The 26701-nt window shown below is 71.6% G+C and carries 14 protein-coding genes; 11 read left to right on the top strand and 3 right to left on the bottom strand.

What is annotated here, in order from left to right; all coding sequences use genetic code 11:
- Positions 1 to 178 precede the first annotated feature (178 nt).
- From LXT21_RS39375 to LXT21_RS39345, 7 genes are all read left to right on the top strand, one after another.
- Positions 179 to 3505: a response regulator gene (locus LXT21_RS39375; protein WP_254043392.1), complete on the top strand. Its 3327-nt coding sequence runs from the start codon at positions 179 to 181 to the stop codon at positions 3503 to 3505.
- On the top strand, positions 3502 to 5349 hold the full coding sequence (locus tag LXT21_RS39370; protein WP_254043391.1) for a sensor histidine kinase: 1848 nt from the start codon (positions 3502 to 3504) through the stop codon (positions 5347 to 5349). The genes LXT21_RS39375 and LXT21_RS39370 overlap by 4 nt, the downstream gene beginning before the upstream one ends.
- Before the next feature lie 36 nt (positions 5350 to 5385).
- Complete coding sequence (locus LXT21_RS39365) at positions 5386 to 6351, top strand: FecR family protein (protein WP_254043390.1); 966 nt, start codon at positions 5386 to 5388, stop codon at positions 6349 to 6351.
- 249 nt (positions 6352 to 6600) lie between these two features.
- Positions 6601 to 8274: a TolB-like translocation protein gene (locus LXT21_RS39360; RefSeq protein WP_254043389.1), complete on the top strand. Its 1674-nt coding sequence runs from the start codon at positions 6601 to 6603 to the stop codon at positions 8272 to 8274.
- Between the two features lie 52 nt (positions 8275 to 8326).
- Positions 8327 to 10225, top strand: a complete 1899-nt coding sequence (locus LXT21_RS39355; RefSeq protein ID WP_254043388.1) for a hypothetical protein — start codon at positions 8327 to 8329, stop codon at positions 10223 to 10225.
- Positions 10222 to 13833, top strand: coding sequence for a flagellar motor protein (locus tag LXT21_RS39350; protein ID WP_407667093.1), 3612 nt, complete (start codon positions 10222 to 10224; stop codon positions 13831 to 13833). The genes LXT21_RS39355 and LXT21_RS39350 overlap by 4 nt, the downstream gene beginning before the upstream one ends.
- A gap of 9 nt (positions 13834 to 13842) precedes the next feature.
- Entirely contained in the window at positions 13843 to 16911 is a 3069-nt protein-coding gene (locus LXT21_RS39345; RefSeq protein WP_254043387.1) for a hypothetical protein, read from the top strand.
- A 9-nt stretch (positions 16912 to 16920) separates the two neighbouring features.
- Here the strand turns inward: LXT21_RS39345 and LXT21_RS39340 are convergent, their stop codons facing one another.
- Positions 16921 to 18309: a DUF4388 domain-containing protein gene (locus LXT21_RS39340; protein WP_456094094.1), complete on the bottom strand. Its 1389-nt coding sequence runs from the start codon at positions 18307 to 18309 to the stop codon at positions 16921 to 16923.
- A gap of 28 nt (positions 18310 to 18337) precedes the next feature.
- Between LXT21_RS39340 and LXT21_RS39335 the strand changes: the two genes are divergently transcribed.
- The 3 genes from LXT21_RS39335 (at position 18338) to LXT21_RS39325 (ending at position 22203) form a co-directional block, all read left to right on the top strand.
- Positions 18338 to 18724, top strand: coding sequence for a VOC family protein (locus tag LXT21_RS39335; RefSeq protein ID WP_254043385.1), 387 nt, complete (start codon positions 18338 to 18340; stop codon positions 18722 to 18724).
- 54 nt (positions 18725 to 18778) lie between these two features.
- The gene (locus LXT21_RS39330) at positions 18779 to 20164 is read left to right on the top strand and encodes a GspE/PulE/PilB domain-containing protein (protein ID WP_254043384.1); all 1386 of its coding nucleotides are present in this window, start codon (positions 18779 to 18781) and stop codon (positions 20162 to 20164) included.
- 113 nt (positions 20165 to 20277) lie between these two features.
- Positions 20278 to 22203 carry an ATP-binding response regulator gene (locus LXT21_RS39325; RefSeq protein WP_254043383.1) on the top strand — a complete coding sequence of 642 codons (1926 nt, stop codon included), beginning with the start codon at positions 20278 to 20280 and terminating at the stop codon, positions 22201 to 22203.
- Between the two features lie 105 nt (positions 22204 to 22308).
- On the opposite strand, the gene LXT21_RS39320 is transcribed toward LXT21_RS39325, so the two are convergent.
- Entirely contained in the window at positions 22309 to 24396 is a 2088-nt protein-coding gene (locus LXT21_RS39320; RefSeq protein ID WP_254043382.1) for a protein kinase domain-containing protein, read from the bottom strand.
- 78 nt (positions 24397 to 24474) lie between these two features.
- Positions 24475 to 25827 carry a trypsin-like peptidase domain-containing protein gene (locus LXT21_RS39315; protein WP_254043381.1) on the bottom strand — a complete coding sequence of 451 codons (1353 nt, stop codon included), beginning with the start codon at positions 25825 to 25827 and terminating at the stop codon, positions 24475 to 24477.
- A gap of 244 nt (positions 25828 to 26071) precedes the next feature.
- On the opposite strand from LXT21_RS39315, the gene LXT21_RS39310 reads away from it, so the two are divergent.
- Positions 26072 to 26698, top strand: a complete 627-nt coding sequence (locus LXT21_RS39310; RefSeq protein ID WP_254043380.1) for a response regulator — start codon at positions 26072 to 26074, stop codon at positions 26696 to 26698.
- Positions 26699 to 26701 lie beyond the last annotated feature (3 nt).

The raw sequence follows: 26701 nt of genomic DNA, 5'->3' as shown, positions 1-26701 counted from the left end.
CCTGATTGCTACAGGGCGGTTGCCCAGGCAACAGGCTTTCAGTGTCCACTCTCCCTGAACAGACGTGTAGAGTCAATTCGTTCAGTGTCCCACCGCGCACCTGGAGTGCGTGCCCCTCTTTTCGGCATTCTCAGTTCTTGAGGGGAGTGGACGAACTCGACGTACAATTCCGCCCGCTTTGTCCGAACTCCGCCACACGCTGCTCTTCGTCGACGATGAGGCCGACGTCCTGGACATCCTCACCCGGATGTTCCAGCGGCGATATCGCGTGCTCACGGCCCTGAGCGGGCACGCCGCGCTGGAAGTGCTTCGCCGGGAGACGGTGGACGTGCTCGTCACGGACCAACGGATGCCGGAGATGACGGGCATCGAGCTGGCGGCGACCGCACGCGCCGAGGGCTTCGACGTCACCACGCTGCTGCTCACGGGCTTCACGGACCCCGATGACCTCATCGCGGCCATCAACCAGGGGCAGGTGTATCGCTACATCACCAAGCCCTGGGACGTGAACGACCTGCTCATCACCGTGAAGAACGCGGTGGAGTACACGCAGCTGCGGCGCGACAAGGAGCGGCTCATCCGCCAGCTCCACCAGCGCGTGGAGGCGCTGTTCGTCCTCTACGAGGTCAGCCGCGCGAGCGCGAATGACCCGGCCAGCTACGACAACATCATCGACCGCGTGCTCATCGCCGTGGCGCGGGTGCTGCCGTACGACTGCGGCGCGGCGCTCATCGCTCCGGACGAGTCGCGCAGCGCGACGCTGCGGCTGCGCTGTCACGGCACGGTGGGGGAGCAGGCGCTGCTCGGCGTGAAGGAGTCGATGCTCGGCGCGTACCGCAAGAGCTCCGGCCTGTTGTTGCCGGAGGACCGGGTCATCACCCGCGTGGCGGGCACGACGACGCAGGACGCGGCGGCGCCGGCCGTCTACCCCAGCCAGCTCACGGTGAACCTGGTGGCCGGTGGGCGCCCGGTGGGCATGCTGTCGCTGTTCAGCCAGCGCTCGGACGCGTTCACCGAGGACGACGGCGTGCTGTTGGACGTGCTCGCCAACCAGACGGCGGACGCCATCCAGTCGTTGCGCTCGGCCGAGGAGGAGGCCCGCCACCGCATGGAGCGGATGGTGGAGTCCATGGCCGACGGCGTGGTGCTCACCGACGAGAAGAACGACATCGTGGTGATGAACCCGGCGGCGCGCACGCTCTTGCACGTGGGGGATGACCCCACCGAGCACACCAGCCGGATGATGGAGGAGCGCCTGGGCTTCCAGCCGTTCCACCTGGTGCGCGGCTGGGAGTACAGCGGCACGCAGGTGCTGCGCGAGGAGGTGAAGCTCTTCGACCGGCACGTGCAGACCACCACCACGCCGGTGGGCGACGCGCGCGGCACGCTGCGCGGGGTGTGCGTGGTGCTGCGCGACATCACCGACCAGAAGCGCCTGGAGGAGCGCAAGGACGAGTTCGTCTCCATGGTGAGCCACGAGCTGCGCACGCCGCTCACGTCCATCTCCGGCGCGCTGGACCTGGTGCTCAACTTCATGGCCGGCGACATCAACGAGCGGCAGCGCCGCTACCTGTCGCTGGCGCGGGACTCCACCGAGAAGCTCAACACCATCGTCGACGACCTGCTGGACCTGTCGAAGTTCGCCAAGGGCCGGCTGCGGATGAACTTCGAGGTCGCCTACCTGGACGAGCTGGTCCAGCGCGTGGTGGAGAAGTACGGCCCGGCCTTCGACGAGAAGCGCGTGAAGGTGACGCCGGGGCTGCCGCGCCACCCGCTGCGCGTCATCGCGGACCCGAACCGGCTCAACCAGGTCCTCAACAACCTGCTCAACAACGCGGTGAAGTTCACGCCCGAGGGCGGCGAGGTGCGCGTGGAGCTGCACGCCACGTCCAGCCTGCCCGGCTACGTGGTGCTCTCCTGCTGGAACAGCGGAGACCCCATCGCCGAGGACAGCCTGGAGCGCATCTTCGACCGCTTCGAGCAGGCGCGCACCAAGGCCAACCGCACCGTGCGCGGCACGGGCCTGGGGCTGGCCATCTGCCGCAACATCGTGGAGGCCCACGGCGGGCGCATCTGGTGCGAGCCGTGCGTGGACGGCGTGCGGTTCATGGCGGTGCTGCCCACCGAGCCGCCCGCGGAGCTGCGGCAGTCGGACGACGCGGTCGACGCCCAGTCCCCCAAGCGGCGCGAGAGCCGGGGGCGGGTGCTGGTCATCGAGGGCGAGCACGAGGTGGGCTACATCGCCAAGGCGCTGATGTCCGCGCGCGGCTACGAGGTGCGGCTCGCGTTCAACGCCGAGGAGGGCCTGTCCTGCGCGCGCAAGCACCACCCGGACATGGTGCTGGTGTCCGTGCGCCTGCCGGACGTGGACGGCCTGCGGCTGGCCGAGATTCTCCGGCACGACCCGGAGACGCGGCGCGCGCCCTTGCTGCTCACCTCCGCGTTCGATGAGCGTCAGCGCGCCTTCCGCGCCGGCGCGGATGCGTTCCTGGTGCGCCCGCTGACGCCGGACAAGCTGCTGGCCACGGTGGACTCGCTGGTGCGCGGCCGCGCGGGCCCGGCGCACGGGCGCGTGCTGGTGGTGGACGACGACACGAAGATTGCCGCCATCTGCCGCGAGGTGCTGGAGAACATCGGCTTCGACGTGATGGTGGCGGGCTCGCTGGACGAGGGCCGCCGCTCCCTGCGCGAGCGCAGGCCGGACGTCATCCTGCTGGACGTCACGCTGCCGGACGGCGACGGCTTCCTGTTCCTCGAGGAGATCAAGGCCGAGCGGGCCAGCGGACACATCTCCGTCATCTTCATCTCCGCGCGCGCGGAGACGTCCTCGAAGGTGCGCGCGTTGAAGCTGGGTGGCGACGACTACCTCACCAAGCCCTTCGACGCGCTGGAGCTGGGGGCGCGGGTGGAGAGCGTGCTGCGCCGCAAGGAGCAGGAGCTGTCGGCCTCCCCGACGACGCAGCTGCCGGGCTCCACCGCGATTGAGCGCGAGGTGCAGCGGCGGCTCATCGCCCGTCGCCCCTTCGCCTTCTGCTACCTGGACCTGGACAACCTCAAGGCCTACAACGACTACTACGGCTTCGCGAAGGCGGACGGCGTCGTGCGTCAGACGGGTGACCTGATGCGTGAAATCTTCGCGCAGGAGGGCGTGGCCGGGGACTTCCTGGGACACGTGGCCGGAGACGACTTCGTCTTCATCGCGTCGCCGGAGTCGGTGGACCGGGTGTGCCAGACGGCCATCGAGACCTTCGACCGCATCATCCCGCTCTACTACGACAGGCAGGACCGGGAGCGGGGGCACATCGAGGCGGAGGACCGCTTCGGGGAGCGCCGGCGCTTCCCCATCATGAGCGTGTCCATCGTCGCGGTGATGACGGACGGCACCCAGGACCACGCGGAGCTGGCCCGGCGGGCGGCCGACATGAAGAAGCGCGCCAAGGCCATCCTGGGCTCCGTCTACCTGCGCAGTGATCGCGAGCAGGTGGTACGCTCCGTCGCCGGGTGAGGCTCTACCAGCAGCTGGTCCTGTTCATGCTCGCGGCGACGGTGTTGCCGCTCGCCGCCGTCGGCTTCCTGTTGCTGTCGCGCGCGGAGGCGGAGCTCGTCGCCCGCATCGACGCCGAGCAGCGCACGCAGGCCGCCGCGGCGGCGGACGCCGTGGGCTCCACCCTCATGGAGGTGGTGGACGCGCTGGCGCGCTCCGCGGAGCTCATCGACTGGCAGGCCGCCACGGAGGCGGAGACGGTGGGCGGCCTGCGGCTGCTCTACGGTCAGTCCCAGGCCGTGAGCGCGGTGCTCAAGCTGGACGCGCGAGGCCAGCCCGTGGGCGCGCCCGTGTTCCGACCTCGCGACACGGAAGGTCACCCCGGCTTCCGGGAGACAGCGCTCGAGCGGATGGTGGGCTCGGTGCCGGTGCAGCAGCTGCGGGGCGGTGGCAAGGGACAGGCGGCGCTCGGCGGCGCGTACGTGCACGCGGAGAGCGGGCGCGCGGCGGTGGCCGTCGCCGTGAAGCTGGCCGAGGGTGAGGACGCGCCGTTCGCGCTGGCGGAGGTCGTCTTCGGTCCGCTGGAGGCCGCGCTGCGCCGCCGTCCTCCGGGCGCGCTGGGACGGGTGGACCTGGTGGACGAGGAGCGCCGGGTGCTCGCCAGCTCCGAGCCCGAGCGGCGGATGATGACGCTCGCGCCGGAGGTCGCCGCGCACCTGCTCGCGCCCACCGCGCCGGAGCCGGACGTGGTGCGCAGCTTCCGGTTGGAGGGCCCGCCGCGCCGGGTGAGCGTGGCCCGCGTGTCGCGAGGCCTGCGCTTCGACGTGGTGGTGGAGGTGGACGAGGCCGCGGCGCTCGCGCCCGTGCGGGCCATGCGGCGCACGGTGCTGTTCTCCATCGGCGGCGCGCTCTTCGTCCTGTTGGGCGTGGGCGCGCTCTTCACGCGGCGGCTCAACCGGCGGCTCGAGGACGTGGTCCAGGGCGCGGAGGCCTTCGGCCGGGGTGAGCTGGACAAGCGCGTGAAGGTGGAGGGGCAGGACGAGCTGAGCGAGCTGGCCACCACCTTCAACCGCATGGGCGCGGAGCTGGAGGCGGCCCGCGCGCGGATGCTGCAATGGAACGACGAGCTGCGCTTGCGCGTGGATGAGGCCACGAGCGACCTCAAGAGCGCGCAGGCCCAATTGCTCGAGGCGCAGAAGCTGGCGGCGGTGGGGCAGCTGGGCGCGGGCGTGGCGCACGAAATCAACAACCCGCTGGCCGGCATCCTCGGCAACGTGCAGCTGCTCATGTTGGATCGGGGCTCCGCGGACCCGGACCTGGACACGCTGCGCAAAATCGAGCAGAGCGCCAAGCGCTGCAAGGAGATCACCCAGAACCTGCTGCGCTTCTCCCAGCAGCGCGAGCGTCCGGACATGCGCCCCGTGGACCTCAACGCGGTGGTGCGCGACGCGCTCAGCCTCACCGAGCACCAGATCCTCAGCGACGGCGTGACGCTCGAGACGAAGCTCGCGCCCGGGCTGGGCCGCGTGCGCGCGGACCCCGGCCACCTGTCGCAGGTGGTGCTGGCCCTGTTGTCCAACGCGCGCACCGCGATGATGAAGTCACCCACGCGCAGGCTCACGATGCGGACCCTGGAGCGCGACGGGCGCATCGTCCTGGAGGTGGAGGACACGGGGCGGGGCATCTCCGCGGACATCCGCCCGCGCATCTTCGAGCCCTTCTTCACCACGAAGGACGTGTGGTCCAACGTGGGGTTGGGGCTGAGCGTGTCGTGGCGAGTCGTGACGGAGGCGGGAGGCACGCTCAGCGTCCGCTCGGAAGTGGGGCAGGGAGCCTGCTTCACCGTGGAGCTGCCGAGGGCCTGAGCATCCCACGCCGGCTGTGATAGCTAGGAGGACTCCATGGCCGAGCCCCGCTCCCATCGGCGCCAGACGCCCTTCTACGTCGGCCTCGTGCTGATTCTCGCGGCCCTGCCGCTGGGCTGGTTCCTCTTCCTGCGCCAGCCCCCCGCGCCGCCGCCTCCGCCGCCGCCCGTCATCCCCGTGGCGGCGCCCGTGGTGGAGAAGGCGATGGAGCTGGAGCTCACCGAAGTCACCGGCACGGTGGAGGTGAAGGAGGGCAGCGGCGCGTGGCGCAAGGCGTCCGTGGGCATGGCGCTGCGGCGTCACGACAAGGTGCGCACGGAGGACGGCTCCTACGCCGTGCTCATCGGCGGCGAGGCGGTGGAGTTCCGCATGGAGCCGGGCACCGAGGTGTCCGTGGAGGACCTGACCAAGTCCGCCTCCCGCCTGTTGCTCGCCACCGGTATGGCGACCGCGGTGGTGCGCCCTGGCAAGCGTCACACCTTCGAGGTGAAGGCCGCGCAGAGCGACGCGGTGGCCACGCTGCACGAGTCCGGTGCCTTCACGATGAGCAACAACGGCCAGGGCACCGTGGCCGTGGGCACGCGCGAGGGTGAGGTCACGCTGCTGGGGCAGGGCAAGGTCGTCATCGTCCGTGCGGGCCAGCAGTCCGTGGTGCGTCCCGGACAGGCGCCGTCCGAGCCCGCGGCCATCCCCACCAGCCTGTTGCTCAAGGTGGACTGGCCCTCCGAGCGCACGCGCCGCGAGAAGGAGCTGCTCGTGCGGGGACAGACGACGCCGGGCAGCCGCGTGCAGGTGAACGACGTGCGCGTGCTCGCCGACGCGGAGGGACGCTTCGAGCGCAAGGTGAAGCTGCGCGAGGGCGCCAACACCGTGGACGTGCGGGCGGTGGGCGTCGGACGTGTCGAGCAACGCGAGAAGGCCGAGGTCATCGTCGACACGCGCCCGCCACCGTTGAAGACGGACTCGGACATCTGGAATCAGGCGAACGATTCAAGCCCCTGAAACCCCGAGCGTCCTGGCGGGCGGTCGGCTTGACCCCTGGCAGGGGGTCTCCCTAGACTTCGCCGCGAAGTCATTCCTGTTCAAGGGCAATCCTGGGCGAAAGCCTTGGTGCGCAAAGCCGCGGGGCCCGAAGCAAGGCCGGCCGTGGTTGCCGTGGGGAACCAGCTCCGGGGAGGACTCCGGGCCCACTGCTGCCTTGTGCGGGCATGGGTCTGTCGTTCCAGCGTCCTTCCGGGAAGGTGGTTTCCGATGCTGCGCGCTCTGTCCCTCGTGACGTGCCTGCTCCCTGCCTTAGCCCCTGCCGCCACCCCTGAAGTCGGAACGCTGTCCGGGTTCGCCAAGGTGGTGAACGACAGCCCCGGAGACCAGACGGACCCGCACGTGAGCGGCGCGCTGGTCGCCTACACGAACGAGTCCGGCGGCCGCAGCGAGATCCGCTACCACGACCTGGTGACCGGCGAGGACGCGGCCATCCCCAACGACGGCGCGTTCGACTTCGTGTCGGACATCAGCGGGGACACGGTGGTCTTCACCCGCGTCAGCACCTCCAGCGCCATCTACACGTACCAGGTGGGCGCGGGGCTGCCGGCGAAGGAGCTGGCGCCCCAGCCGGGCAGCAGCCGCAGGGCGGCGGTGATCGGCGGACGCACGGTGGCGTGGCAGGACTTCGGCTTCACCGGCAGCACGCTCGAGCCTGAAATCGCGCTCTACGATCTGGACCAGGGCACGCTCACCCGGCTCACCGATGACCGGATGCTGGACCGCACGCCCGCGGTGGCGCCGGATGGCAAGACGGTGGTCTGGGCCAAGTGCAACGCGGAGGGGCTGCAGTGCGACATCTGGCGCGCGCGGCGGGAGGGCGACGCCTTCTACTCGCAGGCGCTCACCGGCAGCGAGGGTGAGGAGTCCCAGCCGGACACCAACGGGGATCTCGTCGTCTACGCGAGCACGCGCACCGTCGACGGTGTGTCGGACCGGGACATCTACTGGAAGCCGGTGAACGGTGGCACCGAGCAGCGGCTCGCGCTCCCGGGCCTGGATGCGAACCCCAGCATCAGCGGCTCGTTGATCGCCTTCGAGCGGAGGGATCCGGCCAAGGGCGACTTCGACATCGCGCTGTACGACATCGACACGCAGACGCTGTACCAACTCACCAACTCACCGGACAACGAGAACCTCAACGACTTGAGCGTGTCCGACGACGGCACCGTGCGCGTGGTGTGGACGGTGTCGAAGAACGGTGACTTCAACGTGCACAGCTTCACCTTCCAGCTCCCACGCGATGGCCCGTGCGACGTCGCGCCGACGGCTTCGCCCACGCCGTCGCGGACCGCCGAGGAGGTGTGCAAGCAGCCCGGCAAGACGCCGCTGCTGGCCGCGCTGGAGGTGGCGCGCACCACGGGACAACCCAACGCCGTCTCGCTGGGCTTCCACGGCAAGGGCGCCGGGGTGATGTGTGTCGACAATGGTTACAGCGGCGAGCGCGCCACGTCCGGTTGGGTGTGGTTGGATGGACGCGAGATTGTCGACCCGTCCCGTTTCAAGCCCACCGTGGCGCTCGTGGCGCGTGACGTCACGCTCGGCGGTAATACCTGGCTCGCCGCGCTGATCTCCGGAAATCCAGGAAGCTCATTCCGCATCCGTGTGTACGGCACCGCGTCGGAGTGTGGCGCGACGGTGTCGCCGGCGGGCTCGCAGCAGGTCCCCGGGCAGGCCATCACACCGATTTCCCTCGAGGTGAGTGGGGTGTCATCCCTGACCTTCGAGTCGGACGACGACGCGCGGGGCTTCGGGTGCAGTACGAGCGGAACCACGTCGGGGGCGGTGGGGCTGATGCTGTTGGCGTGGTGGCTGGCGCGTCCTCGGCGTGAGCCGGTGTTGGTTTCGCGGAAGGAACTTCGGCGAAGGGGAAGCAGCCTGTAGACTTCCGTGCGTCCTGAACCGTTTTCATCCCCCAGTTCTCCTGCTGCTATGCGTGTGCGCTTCCTCGGCCTGGGCCGACACGCTCGAGCTGCTTGGACCGTCTTCGGCGGTGACGCCCGATGGTTTCCCCTTGGCGCTGGTGCGCAGGGACGCCTCGGGTACGCCCGTGCCGTGGGTGGGCAAGCCGGTGGTGACAGCCGAGAGCGCTGAGCTTCGTCCTGGTGTCGCGCAGCCGCCGCTGGGCACCTATGTCGTGGTGCCGCGTCCGGGGGCTCGCGACGTGGTGGTGCGCGCGAAGGTGGATGGACTGGAGACGCAGGCGCGCTTCGTGTTGGGGCCGCCGGCCACCGAGGTGCAACTGGCGCTGGAGCCCGCCGCGCCGGTGAAGGGGCGCGACAAGGAGGCTCGGCTCACGGTGAAGCTGCTGCGGCCGGACGGCACGGCCGATGACAGCGGCGCGCCGCCCGTGGTGCGCGTGAGCACGGGGCGGGTGGCGGACCTGGAGCGGGTGGAGCCCGGCATGTATCGCGCGCGATACATCCTGCCGGACACGCGCTATCCGGAGGTGGCCATCCTCGTCGCGTTCTCCGCGTGGCCCAGTCCGCAGTCCGTGCATGGCGCCTATGGCCGTGTGCTGGTGCCGCTGGCCGCGTCGGTGAACCTGCCGGGCACGACGGAGAAGGACGCGCGCATCTCCATCGAAATCGCCGGTGAGAGTTTCGGTCCGGTGACGGCGGGGCCGGATGGGCGCTTCCGGTTGCCCATCGTCGTGCCGCCGGGACATCGCTTCGGCAAGGGGAGCGTGGTGGACCGGGCGGGCAACGTGCGTCGGGAGAGCATCGACCTGAACCTGCCTCCCACGGATGGACTGGCGTGTGTGCTCCAGCCGCAGCGCCTGCCAGCGGATGGGGTGTCGCGAGCGCGGTTGGTGTGCGCGACGAGTGACCCCTTGGGCAAGCCGGTGGAGGACGCGAAGGTCACGGCGCAGGCCCGGCGGGGAACCCTGTCGGGTGGCACCCGCGCGGCGGGCGGCATGCTGGAGTGGCTCTACACCGCGCCCCAGACGCTGGCGGATGACGAGCGCATCGAGGCGGCGTGGCCTCAGCGTGGCGCGGGCTCCAAGGAGAGTCTGGCGCTCCAGCTCGCGCAGGGGCCCGCGTCGGAGTTGACGATGTCCGTGGCCGACTCGCTCGTACACCGAGGCTCGCGCGTGGACGTGACGGTGGGGGTGCGGGACGCGCTCGGCCGGCCGCGTCCCGGCGTGATGCTGGCGCTGGACGCGCCCGAGGGTGAGTTCTCCGTGGCGCAGGAGACCTCGCCGGGGCACTTCGTGGGCGCGTGGTCTCCGCCAGCTTCGGGTGGGGAGGAGTCGGTGACGCTGCGTGCGCGGGCCTGGGGGCCGTTGGGCAGCGAGCCCGCGCGCATCGCGGTGTGGTCTCGCGGCGGAAAGCTGTTCGCGGGCGTGTCCGACCTCGCGGACCAGCCGGTGCCCTCGCAGCCGCTGCGCGTGGATGGACATCCGCTGACGACGGGGCCGGATGGCACCGTGTCCCTGGGCGTGTTGGCGCCGGGCGCGCACGTGGTGGCGCACGGCGTGTGGACGGGGCTGGTGCGCACGCTCCATGTCCTCACGAAGGACGGACAGGCGTATCCGTTGGATTCGCCCCTGGTGCCCGAGCCGCTGACGCAGACGGTGCGCGTGGCGCCCGAGGTGCCCGTCAACGTGCGGCTCCTCGTGGATGGCGCGCGCGTGACGTACTGGCTGGAGGACGCGAAGGGACAGACGCTCGAGGGGCGGCGGGTGCATGTCTCGCTGTCGGATGGCGCGCGTGAAGCGGAGCAGGTCCGCGAGGGCCGCACGTCGTTCACGGTGCGCGCGGCGGCTCCCGTGAGTGTCTCCGTGGCGGATGTGGAGACCGGCGTCACGGCGCTGGCCGAGGTACGACCGTGAGACGCTCGGGCCTGGGCCTCCTGCTGGTGTTGTTCTGGGCGGGCCTTGCCCGAGCGCAGGGCACGCCGATGGACGTGCCGTCGCTCGCGTCGACCATCGCCGGGCGCGTGTGCCAGGACACGGATGGGGACGGGCGCTGCGGCGCGGATGAGCCCGGCCTCGCGCAGGTGCGGCTGGTGCTGACGACGGGGCGTGAGGTGCTCACCGATTCGAAAGGGCGCTTCCACATCACCGGCGTGGATGCTCGCGTGCCGGATGTCACGCGGGGGCTGCACCTGCGGCCGGGGCGTCATCGGCTCAAGGTGGATGCCCGCTCGTTGCCGGCGACGAGCCAGGTGACGCCGGAGGCCGCCACGGTGGAGGTGCCGTGGGGCGCCGTCGTCCTCCAGGACTTCGCGGTGCGCACGCGGCCCTCGTCGGCGTCGGCGTTGGGGCTGTCCTTCGAGCGAGCGCCGCCCGTGGCGAGCGTCGCGTCCGGCGAGGGCGCGGTGCTGTTCCGGGTGGCGGGGCAGGCGTCGGTGGGGGACCGCGTGCGCGTGGGCTCCACGGATGCGCAGGTGGATGAGCGGGGTGGTTGGAGCGCGCGGGTTCCACTCATCGCGGGCGACAACGAGCTGACCATCACCGCGGCGGCGCCGGACGGCTCGGTGCGCCTGTATCGCCAGCGCATCGATGTCGTGCAGCGCTCCGAGGGCTGGTTGGTGGTGCCCAGGGCCCTGGAGCTGCTGGGCTCGGTGCGGCTGCCCGCGGCGCGTGAGGAGCGCGCGGCCACCGGCGTCTCGCGCATGAAGGTCGAGGCCCGCGAGGGGACGCTGGTGCGCGGCGCCGGGAGCGAGCCCCTGTTCGTGGGGCCCGAGGGTTGGGTGGAGCTCCCCGTGACGCTGTCGCCGGGCCTCAACTCCGTGCCGTTGGTCCTGGCCCCTCCGGGCGCGAGCGAGCGCGAGCTGGTGCTGGACATCCAGGCGGAGGCGCGGCCCTTCGCGGTGGCCCTGCTCGATGTCGAGGTGTCCTTCGCGCCGGGGAACAGCGACTGGCAGCTGCGAGGGCGCGGCTCCGCGCACGCCGAGCTGCGCCTGGGGCCCGTGGACGTGGTGGGCGAGGTGGACCTGCGCGACACGGATGCACGCACGCTGCGCGGCGCGGAGCTCCCGGACTGGCTGCGTCCCCGGGTGCCCGAGCGCTTCGACCGCGTGGCGGACCCGGACTTCTCGCCGGCGGAGTGGGGCGATGATTCGGTGTCGGTGACGCCGAACGCCACCGAGGCGCGTCTGCGCGTCGAGGCCCGGCACGCGGAGCATGGCCGCGCGGGTCTGGGCACCTATCGCGCGCTGGTGCAGGACCGCGAGGTGGGCCGCTACCACCGGCCGCTCTTCGGCCCGTACGCGGAGCTGGCGACGTCCGCGGACTCGCGCGATGGGGCGTTCCGCGCCGGCGTGGACGCGTTCGGCGGGAGCCTCACGGACCCGACGCGAGGGCTCGCCGCGGTGCCCGCGCACGAGGAGCTTCGCGCCACGGGCGGCAGCCTCTACTACCTGGGCGCGGTGTCGGTGGCGGAGGGCTCGGAGCTCTTGCGCGTGGAGGTGCGCGACGGCGTCACGGGCCTGCCGCTGGCGGAGCGGCACCTGGTGCGAGGTCGCGACTACGACATCGACTACTTCGCGGGCCGCATCCTGTTGGCCCGGCCGCTGTCGTTCCTCGCGAGCGACACCTTCTTCCGAACGGACATGGTGACGCAGGCGCCGGAGCCGGTGCTCGTCGCGGACTACGCGGCGCTGCGCTCCATGGACACCGAGGACTCCGGCGGTGGCGAGCTGTGGGCCGAGTGGAAGGGCGCCCGCGTGGGGCTCGCCGCGGTGCGGGAGGGGCGCGGCGAGGGGCGTCCCTACACGCTCTACTCCGGCCGGGCCTCGGCGCGTGTCGGTGGCTACTCGCTGGAGGCGGAGGGTGCTTCCAGTCGCGGCTCCGCGGTCAGCGCGGGGCTCTTCGGGGTCTCGGATGATGGAGGGTTGAGCTACCTGCGCCCGACGGGCGCCATCGCGACGGGCGGCGAGGCGCTGGGCCTGCGGCTGCGCGGTCCGGGGTTCTCCGGTGACGGCACCGTGGACGCGTCCTATCGCTGGCGCGCGCGGGGCTTCTCGGACGGCGCGCACCTGGACGCGGCGCGCTTCCAGCAACTGGCGCTGCGGGTGCGTCAGCCCCTGGGTCGACTGCGTCTGTCGCTGCTCGCGGATGGACGTCAGTCGGCGGATCCACGTGAGCCCTTCGTCGACCATCCCTTCTCCGCGAGCACCGTCGGCGCGAGCGTGGGTTGGGAGGAGTCGAACTGGGGCGTGAGCGTGGAGGCCCGCGACGCCCGATTGAAGGCGGCCGAAGTCGTCGGGCAGGGCGAGGCGCTGACGGGCGGCCGGACCTCCGTGGGCGTCGCGGGGCGCTACCGTCTGCTCGAGGGACTCTGGCTCCAGGCGTCCCACCGGCAGAAGCTGGCGCTGCATGGCGCGGGGCCCGGGCGGGTGGATGACACGTTCAGCGCGGCGGGCGTGGACGTGGCGCTGGGCCGCGACACGCGCGTGGACGTGCGCGGCGGGTGGGGGCCGGACCTGGGGCCTCGGGCCTGGGCGAACGTGGAGTCGCGTCGTGGCTCGGACGTGTACTACGGCGGTTACTCGGTGGACGTCGACGGGCCGGACTTCGGCGCGGGTCGGACGCTCACGGGCGCGCGCACGGAGCTGCCCGACAGCGGCACCGCGCTCTTCGTCGAGGAGGTGGGCCTGCATGACGCCTCCACCCTGCGCATGTCTCGCGCGGTGGGCTTCCAGAAGACGGTGCTCGACGGCTTGAGCGTGGGCGCGCGCTACGAGCGCGGCGTGCGCAGCCTGCTGGACGTGGACCCGCCGCTGCGTCGCGACGCGGGAGGCGTCTTCGGCCAGCTGCTCCTGAGCCGGCTGCGACTGGAGGGCCGCTTCGAGCTGCGGCGCGAGAAGGGCACTCCGGAGCGAGGCGCGGCCGAGGCCGTGGACCGGCTGCAGACGGTGGTGGCCCTGGCGGCGGAGGCCGAGCTGCTGCGCGACGTGACGGCGTCGGGCCGCGTGGACTTCGCGCGCACCGTCAACGACGACGCGCTGGAGGCCCGGCTGCTGGAGGGCTACGCGGCGCTGGCCTGGAGGCCCGGTCCGTGGCTGGTGGTGGCGCGCTACGGCGTCACCCGCGAGCTGCTGCCGGGGACGCGCTCGGCGTTCGGAGACAGGGCGCTGCAGATCCTCTCGCTGATGCCGGCGGTGCGGCTGGGGGACAGGTTCTCCGTGGCGGCCGGGCTGCATGCGGGACGCAGTGAGTTGCGGGGATCGTCGCGGTGGGTGTGGACCGGCACGGTGCGTCCGGCCGTCCGCGTGGTGGGCGCCGTGGAGGTGGCGGCGGAAGCGGCACGCAGGACGGCTTCTTTGGATGGGGAGCGGCTGACGGCGGTGCGGGCGGAAGTGGCCTATCGGATGGATGAGCGACTCCGGATGGCCGTGGGGTACACACTGCTGGGCTTCAGCGGCTTGGGTCTGGCCACCGAGTCGTCGGAGAATCAGGACCGGCTCTACCTGCGGGCGGAGCTCGCCTACTAGGAGTCACGCGTGCGCGCCGGCATCCTCATCTGTCTCTGCGTGGGAGTGTCCGCGGTCGCCTCCGCGGAATGGAAGGTGGGCCCCGGCGTGGCCGGCGAGCCCCGGGACGTACGGGCCTGGGGTTATGAGCATGTGGCCCTCGCGCACTCCACGGGCGCCGACCTCTTCGAGAACGAGGAGCAGGTGGCCTTCCGCCTCCTGTCTCCCGCGGTGGGCACGTTGCTGACCACCGGGGGCTGCTTCGCCGGCGTGCATGCGAATGGAACCCTCTACGGGTACGACAACTGCATCCCCGACTCGAAGTTCATCCCCGAGATTCCCACCTCCACCGTGTTCGAGGTGCGCCGGGTGATGCAGACGCAGTCGGGGAGCAGCTACGCGGCCATCACCGTGGACACGAACGAGATTCTCGTGCTGAGCGCGACGCCGTCCGGCACCGGTGTGCTCCCGTGGAACACGCGCATCCTGCAGACGAGCCAGTTCAAGGCGACCTCGGTGATGGGGGTGACGGACACGGCGGGCGCGGTGCCGCACGCGCTCATCCAGGTCGTCGGGCCGCCCAACCTCATCTACGTGCGTGGCGACCAGCGCCTGGCGGAGTTCAGCGTGCCCACCTCGCTGACGGCGCTCCCGTTCCTGACGGTGGACCTCTTCGCCACGAGCGGCCCCCACCCCGTCGCGCTGCTGGGCAACGAGGACGGGCTCTTCCGGGGGCAGCTGTCGGCGGGCGTTCCACCCAACGACACGTTCCAGCGCGTCACCCTGTATGAATCGGGGCCGGTGCGCATCACGTCCGTGGATGTCACCACCGAGCAGGGCAGCGCCCGGGGGACGGGCTTCGGTCTGGCGGTGGGCATCGACGGCAATGGAGAGCCCGTGGTCCTGGGCGCGGTGCCCACCGCGAGCGCGGCGGACTCGGGCACGACGTGGCGCATCCATCCCGCCTTCGCGGGCGCGTCGCTGCCCGTATCGGCCCCGTTCAATCAGGTGTCCTGCGTGGACCCCACCTTCTGCGTGCTCACGCTGAGCAACATCGAGCCGAACGTCATCTACTACTCCAACGCCTCGGCGCCCGTGTTCGGCGCCATCCCGGACCCGGTCCTCATCGCGGAGGGCACCACGCGGACGCTGGATGTCACCGCGACGGACCCCGACGGTGACGCGGTGCGGGTCTCCGTGGACGCGGCGCAGTCGACGTTGAATGTCAGCGCCACGCCCCGGCCGGACGCGGTGACGCTGACGCTCACCGCGCCCGAGGTCTGCGAGCCGACCACCACGCAGCTCACCGTCTTCGCGGCCGACGGCCTGGGCACGCATGACCGGCAGACCACGGTGAACGTGCGCGTCGAGAACACGCTGGGGCCCGCCACGCCGCGCGTGCAGCCCGCCCAGGCCTCGACGACCGCGGGAGGCCCCTCGCGCGTCTTCACCGCGTCCCCCGGCGCGGGCCTGTGCGAGTCGGTGGACTACGTGTGGAGCTCGCCTCCGGGACAGCCCGTCCTGGTGCCCGAGGGCAACGGTGGCCGCGCCACCTTCGTGCCGCCCGAGTTCCTGTGCTCGGCCACCGGCGCGCGCTACACGTACGAGGTCCGCGCGAGAGACCGGGGCCAGACGCCTTCGTCACCCACGACGTTCAGCGTGGACGTGCAGCCCTGGGGACGCCCCTCGGCGCCCTTCGCGCCCGACGCGGTCCGCCGGTTCACCTCGGGCGAGAGCGTGGAGGTGCGTCCGGACTTCCTGCATCCGTGCGCCGGGACGCAGGCGCTGCCCGGGGTGCAGACGGTGTGGCGACTGGCGGACGGGAGCACCTCCGTGCCCCCGGGGCTGTCGGTGCGCGATGACGCGGGCGTCGCCGTCGACCTGGCCGCGCCCGTGACGGCGCGCGCGCTCCAGGTGTCGGCCGAAGGCTGCGTGAGCGCCTCGCTGACGTTCTCGGTGCGCAACCGCATGTCGCTGCAGGACGGGACGGTGTTGGAGGGTCCGGAGTCCCTGGTGAAGGTGGAGGCGGCGCCAGAGCCCGAGGACGTCTCCTCCGCGAGCCTGGACCTGTCGATGCAGCTGTCGGGCGGACAGGATGCGGAGGCTCGTCTGGGCACGTCGCTGCGCTGCCCGGGGGCCTATGCGCTCAAGGCGCGCATGTTCCTGGAGTCCGCGTCCGGAGCACCCATCGCCTCGGACATCGTCCCCGTGCCCGGCGCGTGGCGCTTCACGCTCCCGGCGGTCTGCTCGCAGACGCCCTTCACCGTGCGCGGCGAGCTGTTCTCGGAGGGGCCCACGCCGGTCGAGGCGGGCCGCGCGCGCGAGACGTTCACCGCGCAGGCGCGTCCGGTCGCGCTGGGTGAGCTGGAGGGAGAGGCGTTGGTGGCCCGGTGTGGTCAGGGCGCGACGGCGCGGCTCACCCAGGAGATTCCCGCGGACGCCTGCGGCGAGGTCAGCCTGTCGTGGTCGCGCGAGTCCGGCCCGGCCCTCACGGAGGATTCACTGTCGGGCCCGAGCGTCACGCTGAGCACGCGGGAGACGGGGCTGCAGGAGCTGGTGGGCGAGTCCGTCACCTTGCGCGTCACCGCGAGCGCGAGTGCGAGCGGCGGAGGCCAGGCGGACCGGGTGCACTCGGTGCCGATTGTCGTGGCCCCCTTCGTCGACGTGCGCCACGAGACGGAGGCCTCCGCGGGGCAGGAGACGGGCCTGGTGGGCGTGGTGGTGGCGCTGCGCAACACCACCGCGTGTGACGTGACGGGCCTGCGCTACGTGGAGCACGTCGAGGGCATGGACGTGGTGCCTGGCAGCGTGCGCGTGGCGGGACAGTTGCTCGCGGCGCAGTCGACGGAGGGCGGCTTCGCGGTGGAGGGCGTGTCGCTCCCGGCCCACACGGAGAGCACGCTGACGTACGTGGCCCGGCCCCGGCTGTTGAGCTCGTCCCGCTTCAGCGGTGAGGTGTTCCTCAAGGGCGTGCCCGTGTCGGGGACCCTGGACCGTGAGCCGCCGTCGTCCTGTGGTTGCTCGCAGGGTGGCTCGGGCGCGGCGTTGTTCGGCCTGCTCGCGGTGGCGCGGCTGCTGCGCCGTCGCCGCGAGGGCTGACGGCTCGTTTCAGAGACCGAAGGAGATGCGGTGACGGCGGCTGGGCGTCTCCGGCCGCTCCTCCAGCACGCCGAGCAGCTCCAGGCCCCGCAGCGTGGCGAGGGCCTGTCGCTCCGACACGTCCACCAGCGCGAGCAGGTCCTCCACCGTCTTGCTGCCGTCGGCGTACGCGAGCAGCAGGGCCTGCGGACCCTGCAGCTTCAGCTCGTGCAAACCGTAGGGCGGGTCGGCGGTGGGGAAGAGGCGACGTCCGGCGGACATGCGCTGGCGCAGCGCCACCAGCGTCTCCGTCTTCTCCACGCCCTCCAGAATCAAGTCGCCCGGGAAGACGGACAGCTTCACCAGGTCGGCGCGCTGGGGGCGCATCGCGCTGAACCCGTACGCGCCCTCCGTCCACGGGAAGGTGGACCAGAGCAGCTCGCGCACCTGGTCCTCGAGCAGCTGCTTGCGTCGGCCCGCATCCAACAGGCCCAGGCGAATCATCGCCTCGCCGGTGCGCAGCCCCTGCTCCTTCGCGACGGCGGCGACCTCCGCGAGCTTCGCCTCGTCGAGCACACCCCGGCGCACGCAGAAGCGGCCGAAGCGCTCATGGGCCAGGTTGGAGGCGGCGTACACGATGCGTCCGGACTCGAAGTAGACGACCTTGAGCACGGAGCCCTGGCGCAGCTTCAGCTCGCCGTGGTGGCGTGACTCGTAATAGGCGTTGAGCAGCCGCGCGACGGACGTGTCCTTCAGGTCCCCCGCGAGCGACCACTCGGGCAGGGCGCGCCGCGTCTTCGCGGGGGCGGGCGTGGGCGACGCCTCCTCGCCGGACCACACCTTGCCCCGGTGGGCGAAGGGCAGGGGGAGCGCGGGCTCCTCGCTCTCCAGTCCGGGCAGCGGCGCGGAGTCGGGGATGGCCTGCATGGGAGAGCTTGCTTCCCCCGCATCCTCCGGGGTGGGCATCAGCTCCTCCAGCACGATGAGGTCCGCGTCGTCGAGCAGCACCTCCTGCGCGGCGCCTTCATCCACCGGGGGCGGGGCGCGCGGCACGGGCTCGAAGCCGCCGGCCTTCTCGAGCGCCTCCAGGACCTGGATGAGCTCGAAGGGCTTCTCGAAGAAGCCCCGGGCGCCGTGAATCTGCACGGCCTCCTGCGCGAACCGATCTCCCTTGTAGACGCCGCTCACCGCGATGGCGGGGATGCCGTGGGCGCGCAGGGCGCCGAGCACCTCGCTGCCCCGGATGTCGGGCAGCAGCAGGTCCACCAGCGCCGCGTCCCAGCGGGAGCCCGGGCTGAGCGCCTCCAGGGCGGCCTCGCCGGTGTGCACGGCGCGCGCGTCATGGCCCCGGCTCTGGGCCGTGGAGACGATGAGGGAGGCCAGCTCGTGGTTGTCCTCGACGATGAGCAGTCGCGCCATGGGCGGGCGGACCATACCATCCGCCCCCATGAACGTTCAGGGCTTCCACCACGTGGCAATCCAGGCGAGGGACGTCGAGCGGGTGACGGCGTTCTACAGGGACTTGCTGGGCTTTCCCGAGCTCACCCGGCATCCGAGGCCGGACGGCACCTTGAGGAGCATCTGGGTAGGCGTGCCCGGGGGCGGCTTCCTGGCCATCGAGGCGTCGAGCGGCGAGCCCGAGGGGCGCCCGTTCCGCCATGAGCACCCGGGCCTGCTGCTGCTGGCGTTCCGCATCGCCCGGGCGGAGCGGGAGCGTGTGGTGTCGGAGCTTACTCAGGCGGGCGTGACGCTGGAGCACCAGACGAAGTGGACGGTGTACGTGCGGGACCCGGAGGGCAATCGCGTCGCGCTCAGTCATCATCCAGAGGACTAGGCGAGGGCGGCGGCGTGCTTGCGGAGGGGGTTGGGGCGCGGCTACAAGCCCGACATGCGCCTGGGTGAACAGCTCCTGAAGGATGGCCTCGTCACCGCCGAGGGACTCGAGGAGGCGCTCGAGGCCCAGGTGGTTCAGGGCGGCCGGCTCGGGACGAACCTGGTGGAGCTGGGCCTGCTGTCCGAGCAGGACCTGGCGAAGACGCTGGGCGCGCTGCACAACGCCGCGTTCGCCTCCGGCGAGATGGTGCCGGACCCGAAGGCGCTGGAGCTGGTGCCGCCCAACCAGGCGGACGACAAGGAGCTGCTGCCCATGCGGGTGGACGCGACGCGGTTGAGCGTCGCGGTGGTCAATCCGCACGACTTCACGACGCTGGACGCGATTGCGTTCAAGACGGGCAAGCGCGTGGTGCCGGTGGTCATCCCCGAGTTCCGGATGAACCAGCTGCTGCGCCGCTACAGCAAGGCGTTCCGGCCCCTGCGGGCCATCGACATGAACGCGGTGCGGCCGCGCCCGAAGCCCGGCTCGCGGGAAGAGGTCGAGCTCGCGAAGTCGCGGGAGAAGCCGCCCGACCTGATGAGCGAGGAGGAGTTCCAGTCCCTCTACGCCCAGGCCCTGCGCGGTGGCGCGGACGGCGACGTCGACGTCGAGGTCGGTGAAGAGGAGGTCATCACCGGCGTCGAGGTGCTCGACGCGCCGCCGATGCCCGTCGCGCAGCCTCAGCGCCCCGTGGCGCAACCTCCCGTCGCGCAGGCTCCACGTCCGCTCGCGCAGCCGCCGGTGCAGGTGCCGCCGCCCGTCGCGCAGCCGCCGGTGCAGGTGCCGCCGCCCGTCGCGCAGCCGCCGGTGCAGGTGGGCGTGCCGATGGCGCAGCAGCCTCCCAGGCCGCCGGTGGCGCAGCCGCCCGTGGCCGTGGCGCCGCCGACGCCGCCTCCTCCCGAGCCTCCTCCGACGCCGCTGTCCTTCGCGGAGGCGCAGGCGGAGCTGTCGCGCAGCCTGGACCGCGAGGACGTGGCGCGCACGGTGCTGCGCTTCGCGATGGGCAAGTGGCGGCGCAACCTGCTGCTGTCGGTGCAGGGCAGCCTGGTGACGGGCTGGCACGGGATGGGCTCCGGCGTGCGCGAGTCGGCGGTGCGGCGCATCGGCGTGGCGCTGCGGGAGCAGAGCACGTTCCGATTGGTGCGCGACACGCGCTCGCACTACGTGGGCCCGGTGCGCAGGGACGCGGCGATGGCCGTGTTCTACAAGCTGCTGGGCGGCGGCTTCCCGACGACGGCGGTCATCCTCCCGCTGCTGGTGCGAGGCAAGGTCGTGCACCTGCTCTACGTGGACAACGGGCCGGACCAGCTCACGCCGCCGGACGTGGGGGAGTTGATGATCCTCTCGCAGAGCGTGGGCCGCTCGTACGAGGCGATGATGCGCCGTCGCAAGAGCGCGTAGCGTCGTTCGGGATGAGCGAGACCGCGACCGGTGTTCGGGGTCGCCGCGAGATGGCGTCGTGAGAGGGCGCGCGCCGCGTCGTCATGACGGGTGCGGCCTGCCAGGAGCAAGGCTTGGAAGACGACGGCAACCACAAGACGGGGAGCGACGAGGCGCAGCTGCGCGCGCTCCTGGCCGCGATGGAGGCCGCCCATCAGGGTGACTTCTCGCGACGCGTGCCCGTGTCGGGGACGCATCCGTTGTTGGACCGCATCGCGCGGACGTTCAACGCCGGGGCCGAGCGCTTCGTCCTGCTCACGCGCGAGGTCACTCGCGTCTCCCGCGAGGTCGGCGTGGAGGGGCGGCTGGGGAGCCTGGTCGACGTGCCGGATGCCTCGGGTGCGTGGCGGCAGTTGGTGGACGGCGTGAATGTGCTCGCCAGCAGCTTCACCGTGCAGGTGCGCGACCTCATCCGCGTCAGCGGCGCCGTGGCGCGGGGAGACCTGACGCAGACGCTGGAGGCGGATGTCCGGGGCGAGTCGTTGGAGCTGAAGACCATCGTCAACACGATGGTGGAGCGGCTCACGGACTTCGCGCGCGAGGTGAACCGGGTGGCCCGGCAGGTGGGCGTGGAGGGCGTGAGCGGGGAGGCAGGGGGCGGGTCCTCGGGTGTGTGGAAGGACCTGACGGACAACATGAGCTTCACGGAGAAGCTCGCGGTGGCGTCGCGCCACAAGAGTGAGTTCCTGGCGAACATCAGCCACGAGCTGCGCACGCCGCTCAACAGCCTGCTCATCCTGGCGAAGATGCTCTCGGAGGACTCGGACCATCGGCTGGGGCCCCGCGAGGCGGAGTACGCCCGGACCATCCACGCCTCGGGCGTGGACCTGCTGGACCTCATCAACGACCTGCTGGACTTGTCGAAGGTGGAGGCGGGGAAGCTGGAGGTCGTCGCGGAGGAGGTCCCGCTGGCGGAGGTGAAGTCGCTCATCGAGCGCGACTTCGAGCATGTCGCGGACCAGAAGCGGTTGGGCTTCGGGGTGGTGTTGTCGGGAGGGTTGCCGCGCTCCCTGCGGACCGACTCGATGCGGTTGCGGCAGGTGCTGCGAAACCTGCTGTCGAACGCGTTCAAGTTCACCGACCTGGGGCGGGTGGAGCTGCGCGTCGCGCCGGTGGCGAAGGGCATGTTCCACTTCGAGAGCGACGTGCTCAATCGCGCCGAGGAGGTGCTGGCGTTCAGCGTGGTGGACACCGGCATCGGCGTCCCGCAGGACAAGCTGCAGCGCATCTTCGAGGCCTTCCAGCAGGCGGAGGCGGGAACGAGCCGCAAGTACGGCGGCACGGGGCTGGGCCTGTCCATCAGCCGAGAGCTGGCGCGCCTGCTGGGCGGAGAGCTGCAGGTCGCCAGTGAGTTGGGGCGCGGCAGCACGTTCACGCTCTACCTGCCGGACGTCTACGTGGGCGCGGAGGTCGGAGGGCGGGACGCGGTGGTCGCGGCGGGTGGCGGCTCGCCGCTGCAGCTGGATGCGATGGAGTTGTCGGCGGCGGACATCCCCGCGTACGTGCGGGTGGAGGCGGAGTCGCTGGTGGCGGTGGCTGGGAGGGAGCCCGTGGACCCGCGGGATGTCGTGTTCTCCGCGCGTGAGGCGCTGGTGCGTCAGGAGGCCTTGTTGGAGCGGCCCACGCGCCACCGGGTGCTCGTGGTGGACGACAACATCCGCGAGGTGTTCTCACTCATCAGCGTCCTCGAGTCGCGAGGCCTGGAGAGCTTCCACGCGGAGAGCATGGGAGAGGCCCTGCGCGTCCTGTGGGACTCGCCCGAGGTGGATGGGGTGCTGCTGCTGGTGCCCATGACGGACGAGGGATACGACGTCCTGAGGACGCTGCGGAAGGACGCGCGCTTCGGAGCGCTGCCCATCGTCGTCGTCACGTCGCAGCTGACCGACGAGGAGCGGGGACGGTGCCTCGCCGCCGGCGCGAGCGACTGCGTGGCCCGCCCCGTGGATACCCATCGCATCATGGAGTTGCTGAGGCTGGAGCCACGCATCGGCCGGTGGTGAGCGGCGTGGTTCGCCGCCGGGGACGCGCCCGCGTCGCGATGCCCCCACCGATTCACCGTTCGCCTGCGCTGTCGGCGCTCGGCTTCGGTGGGGACCTCGGGTGAATCACTCCTCGGGCGGCGCCTCGAAGTCGACGTCGAACGAGATGCGCTGGCCGGGCTCGACCTTGAAGGTCTTCTGCCAGCGCGCGCCGTTCGCGATGACGAGGAGCTGGTGCGTGCCCTCGTAGACGTCCTGCTCCTCGACGGGCGCGGCGCCGATGAGCCGTCCATCGAGGGTGACGATGGCGTCCTTCGGCGCGCGCACGTTGAGGAAGGCCTTGTTCAGGTAGAGCTGCTGCGCGTTGCGCCCATTGGCGGGGATGGTGAACGTGCGCGACAGCTGGATGCCGAGCACCGCGTTGGTGAGCGTGAACACGTGCTTGCCCGCCGGCAGCGACACGCTCAGCGGTGTGCGGCCGAGGAAGCCGCCCGGATAGGACACGTCCACGCGCGGGTCGACGGTGAGGTCCAGATAGCCCATGGCGATGACCTGGGCCCCTGCATCCGCTCCCGCATCCGTCCCCGCGTCGCCGTCCACGCCCGCCTGCGCCACCGTGGCGGGGCCGGCGTCCTCCAGCGAGGCCTCCACTTGCGTGGGCAGCCGCTGGACGATGACCGCCGCGCCCGCGAGCGCCAGCGCGGAGCCAACACCCACGATGGCGAGCCAGCCGCGTGAAGACTTCTTCGGCGCGGCTGGGCTCGGAGGCGGCACGGGGCCCGCCGGCGTGGCGGCCACGGGCTGGGGCGCCGAGACCTGCGGACCCGTCGTGACGGCGGTCCCCGCCGGCTGGTGCGGAGTCGCTCCGACGACGGGAGCGCTACCCGTGCTCTCGGAGGTCTTCGTCGCCGCGGCCGTGCTGCCCGTGGGCTCGGAGGTCTTCGCGGCCACCGCCGTGCTGCCCGTCGTCTCGGTCGTCGCGTCGGAGGCCGTGCTGCCCGTGGGCGCGCTTGCCGTGGCTTCGGGGGCGGCCGGTGAAGCGCTGCTCGCCGGAGCTGGCGTCATGCTCGTGACCTGGGACGCGCTCGTCGAAGCGGCGGCGGGCTCCGTCACCACAGGCGCGGAGGAGGACTCGGCGATCTGCACCTCGCTGGTTCCCCCCGACACGGCGGCGAGGATGGACAGCTGCCCCTGCATCGCCGGCCAGACCTTCGGGATGATGGAGGCGGGCAGGGCGCCGGTGGCGAGGAACTCGGCCACGGCCGGGGGCGGGACGCCCGTCTTCTGGAGCACGTCCGCGATGCCCGCGTCGATGACACGACGCCTCGCCGCGCGGGCCTCGTTCTCCGGCGGGAAGAGCTTGGCCAGGTAGTCCGCGAGCAGCGTGTGCGCGGGCAGCGTGCCCACGGCCTCGACGATGGCCTCGCGGAACGCGTGCGCGGAGGCATACCGGTCATACGCGCGCTTCGCCGTCGCCTTGCGCACCACCGCGTCCAGCTTCAGCGGCACGTCCTGCGACATCGTCGGCAGCGTGCGCGTGAGCGTCGCCTTGTCCGGGTCCGCGTTGTCCTTGAAGGGCATCTTCCCGGAGAGGCACTCGTGCAGCACGAGCCCCAACAGGAACACGTCCGACTGGACGTTCACCGCCTCGCGTCCACCCAGCAGCTGCTCGGGCGCGCTGTACGCACGGCGGTTCTTCACGCGCTTGCCGTCGCGCTCGCGCGGGGCCACGCTCAGCGCGCCGTAGCCCGTCACCTTGGTCAGGCCGCTGAACGAGACCATCAGCGTCTCGGGCCGCACGTCGCCGTGCACCAGCGGCGTGCCGTCGTCGTTGCCGGCCATGTGCGCGTAGTGCAGGCCGGTGGCCGCGTCCGCCGCCACCAGCGCGGCCAGGGGCGGAGGCAGCCGCGGGCTCGCCTCCAACACGCGGCGCAGGGGCTCGCCGTCGGCGAACTCGGTGACGCGGGCCAGTCCCCCGTCCTGGGCCGCGAGGCTGTGGACGCGGAGGATGTTCGGGTGTTCGAAGACGAGCGCGCGGCTCGTCTCACGCGTCAGCTTCGCCGTCAGCTCGGGGCTCTGGACCACCTCCTGTGGCGCCCAGATGAGGACGACGGGGCGGGGAGGCAGTCCATCTTCCAGGGCGAGCCCCAGGAAGGCTCGGGAGCCCGCCCCGGCGAGCAAGGGTCCAAGGGACAGGTAGCGCACGGTGCTCATGGGGCACGCATGCTAGTGCGAGATGCGCGCCCTTCGAAATCCGAGGAACCCGAACCCACGCTCGGCAGGAGGGCAGCCCTACAGGCTCTGCCCCGTGTCCTGCTCGAAGGGCAGGGTGATGTGATAGCCGTAACGGCCCCGTCTCACGAGCAACAGCACGCTACGTCCCCGACGCGCCGTGAGCAGGGACTCCTTGAAGGCGTCCGCCGTCGTCACCGGCTGGTTGTTCACCCGGAGGATGATGTCCCCGGGCTCCAGCCCCACCTCCGCGGCCACCGAGCCGCCCCTCACGCCCGCCAGCGACAGCACCCCCCGGTTCTCCTTCACCCGGAGTCCCAGTCTGTCCCAGGCGAGCGCCTCCACCATGCGCGCGGGGAACTCGGAGGGGGTGAGCTGGACGGTGCGCGAGGCGCCTTCACGGAAGAGGACGAGCGCGAAGGCGGAGCGGGCGGGGTAGCCGCGCACGCGGGTGTCGAAGTCCTCGGCGTCCTGGATGCGCGAGCCGCCCAGCTCCGCGACGATGTCACCGCGCCGCACGCCGGCCTGGGCCGCGGGGCTGCCGTCCTCCACGGCCGTCACCAGCGCGCCGTAGGAGCGGTCCCAGCCGAGCTGCCGGGCCGCGCGCGGCGTCAGGTCCACGGCATCCATCCCCACCCACGCCGGGCGCAGCTTCCCGAAGCGGGTGAGCTCGTCGACGATGCGGCGGACCTTGTCGGCGGGGATGGCGAAGCCGATGCCCTGCGCTCCGCCGCCGAAGATGGCGGTGTTGATGCCGATGATTTCGCCGTCCACGTTGAGCAGCGGTCCGCCCGAGTTGCCGGGGTTGATGGCCGCGTCCGTCTGGACGAAGTCGTTGTACACGCGGTTGTCCGCGCGGAAGGTGCGGCCCGTGGCGGACACCACGCCCGCCGTCACCGTCTTGCTCAGGCCGAACGGGCTGCCGATGGCGACCACCGTCTCGCCAATCATCAGGTCGGAGCTGATGCCCAGCTTCGCGATGGGCAGCGCCTCCTTCGTCGTCACCTTCAGCACGGCCAAATCATTGCCGGCGTCGCTGCCGATGACCTCCGCGTCGAGCGAGCGCCCATCCGCGAGCACCACGTGGATGGTGGACGCGCCGCGGATGACGTGGTCGTTGGTGACGATGATGCCCGTCGGGTCGATGATGACGCCGCTGCCCAGGCCTTGAATCTTCTGCCGCCCGCGCTCGCCGCGCTCACCCCCGAAGCCGCCGAAGAACTCCTCCAGCGGGGAGCGGCGACGGAAGCGCGCCTCCACCTCCTGCTCGGTGCCGATGTAGACGACGGCCGGCGAGACCTTCTGGACGACCTCCACCACGGCGTCGCGCCGCCGGGCCAGGTCCGCGCTCGCGCTCCCCGTGGCGAGCAGCGCCACCAGCACGGTTGCCCACCTCATGACTCCACCCTTCATGTCACCCTCCGTGGGCCTCCAGCGGATTGTCCGGCGAAGGACAGGTGGACTGTCGGGAAGCCGGCGTCATTCCCACGAATCGCTGGAGGCGGTGCGTCGCCTTTCATAAACCACTCCGCACGTCCGTGAACGATTGCATCTCCGGGAGGTGGCCGTTCCCCGAGGATTCTCGCTTCATCCAAGGGGCAGGCCGAAGTCCTGGCGGTGTGGCTTGGGGGCCACGCTGGTGCGGAGGAGCCGAAGCATGAGTCTGGTCCTGGTCGCGGATGATGAGCCCGCGGTGCTGGAGGTCCTCAGTCAGGTGGTCGAGGACCTGGGTCACGATGTGGTGAAGGCCCGCGATGGCGAGGAGGCCCTGGCCCTGGCCCGGACGCGCCGCCCACATCTGGTGGTGACGGACCACATGATGCCGCGCCTGAGCGGGGTGGAGCTCTGCCGCCGGCTCAAGCGCGACCCGGACCTGCACGGCGTGCCCGTCATCCTGCTGAGCGCGGTGCTGCCGCAGGGCGCGCCGGAGGCGGACGCGTTCCTGCACAAGCCGTTCGAAATCACCGACTTCGAGGCGCTCATCCACAAGTCGCTGGTGGACGCGCCGAAGGGGCCGCCGGTGAGCGTGGGTCTGCCGCTGGGGGCGTGGGCGGCCCGGGCGCTGCAGGGGCCGCTGGACGAGGCGCGGCGGCAGTTGCGGCGGCTGGAGGCGGGGGCGTCGGTGGACGCGGCGGCGCTGGAGGTGTTGCACGCGCAGCTCGAGTCGATGGCCTCGGTGGCGACGGAGCTGTCGCGCCATCAGGGGGCCGCGCCGGGCGTGGAGTCCTCGGTGGTGCGAGGCGTGCCCTTCGGCGTGCGATTGCCGAAGGGCGGGGTGAGCTGAGGC

The sequence above is a fragment of the Myxococcus guangdongensis genome, assembly GCF_024198255.1.
GTDB classification, from domain to species: domain Bacteria; phylum Myxococcota; class Myxococcia; order Myxococcales; family Myxococcaceae; genus Myxococcus; species Myxococcus guangdongensis.
The sequence above is the reverse complement of the archived record's forward strand: the minus strand, read 5'-3'. Positions and strand labels throughout refer to the sequence as shown.

What these genes read in the sequence shown, in the direction of transcription:
- LXT21_RS39365 (WP_254043390.1), top strand. Translation starts at nt 5,386, where the DNA reads ATGGCCGAGCCCCGCTCCCATCGGCGCCAGACGCCCTTCTACGTCGGC.
- LXT21_RS39360 (WP_254043389.1), top strand. Translation starts at nt 6,601, where the DNA reads ATGCTGCGCGCTCTGTCCCTCGTGACGTGCCTGCTCCCTGCCTTAGCC.
- LXT21_RS39340 (WP_456094094.1), bottom strand. Translation starts at nt 18,309, where the DNA reads ATGGCGCGACTGCTCATCGTCGAGGACAACCACGAGCTGGCCTCCCTC.
- LXT21_RS39335 (WP_254043385.1), top strand. Translation starts at nt 18,338, where the DNA reads ATGAACGTTCAGGGCTTCCACCACGTGGCAATCCAGGCGAGGGACGTC.
- LXT21_RS39330 (WP_254043384.1), top strand. Translation starts at nt 18,779, where the DNA reads ATGCGCCTGGGTGAACAGCTCCTGAAGGATGGCCTCGTCACCGCCGAG.
- LXT21_RS39320 (WP_254043382.1), bottom strand. Translation starts at nt 24,396, where the DNA reads ATGAGCACCGTGCGCTACCTGTCCCTTGGACCCTTGCTCGCCGGGGCG.
- LXT21_RS39315 (WP_254043381.1), bottom strand. Translation starts at nt 25,827, where the DNA reads ATGAAGGGTGGAGTCATGAGGTGGGCAACCGTGCTGGTGGCGCTGCTC.
- LXT21_RS39310 (WP_254043380.1), top strand. Translation starts at nt 26,072, where the DNA reads ATGAGTCTGGTCCTGGTCGCGGATGATGAGCCCGCGGTGCTGGAGGTC.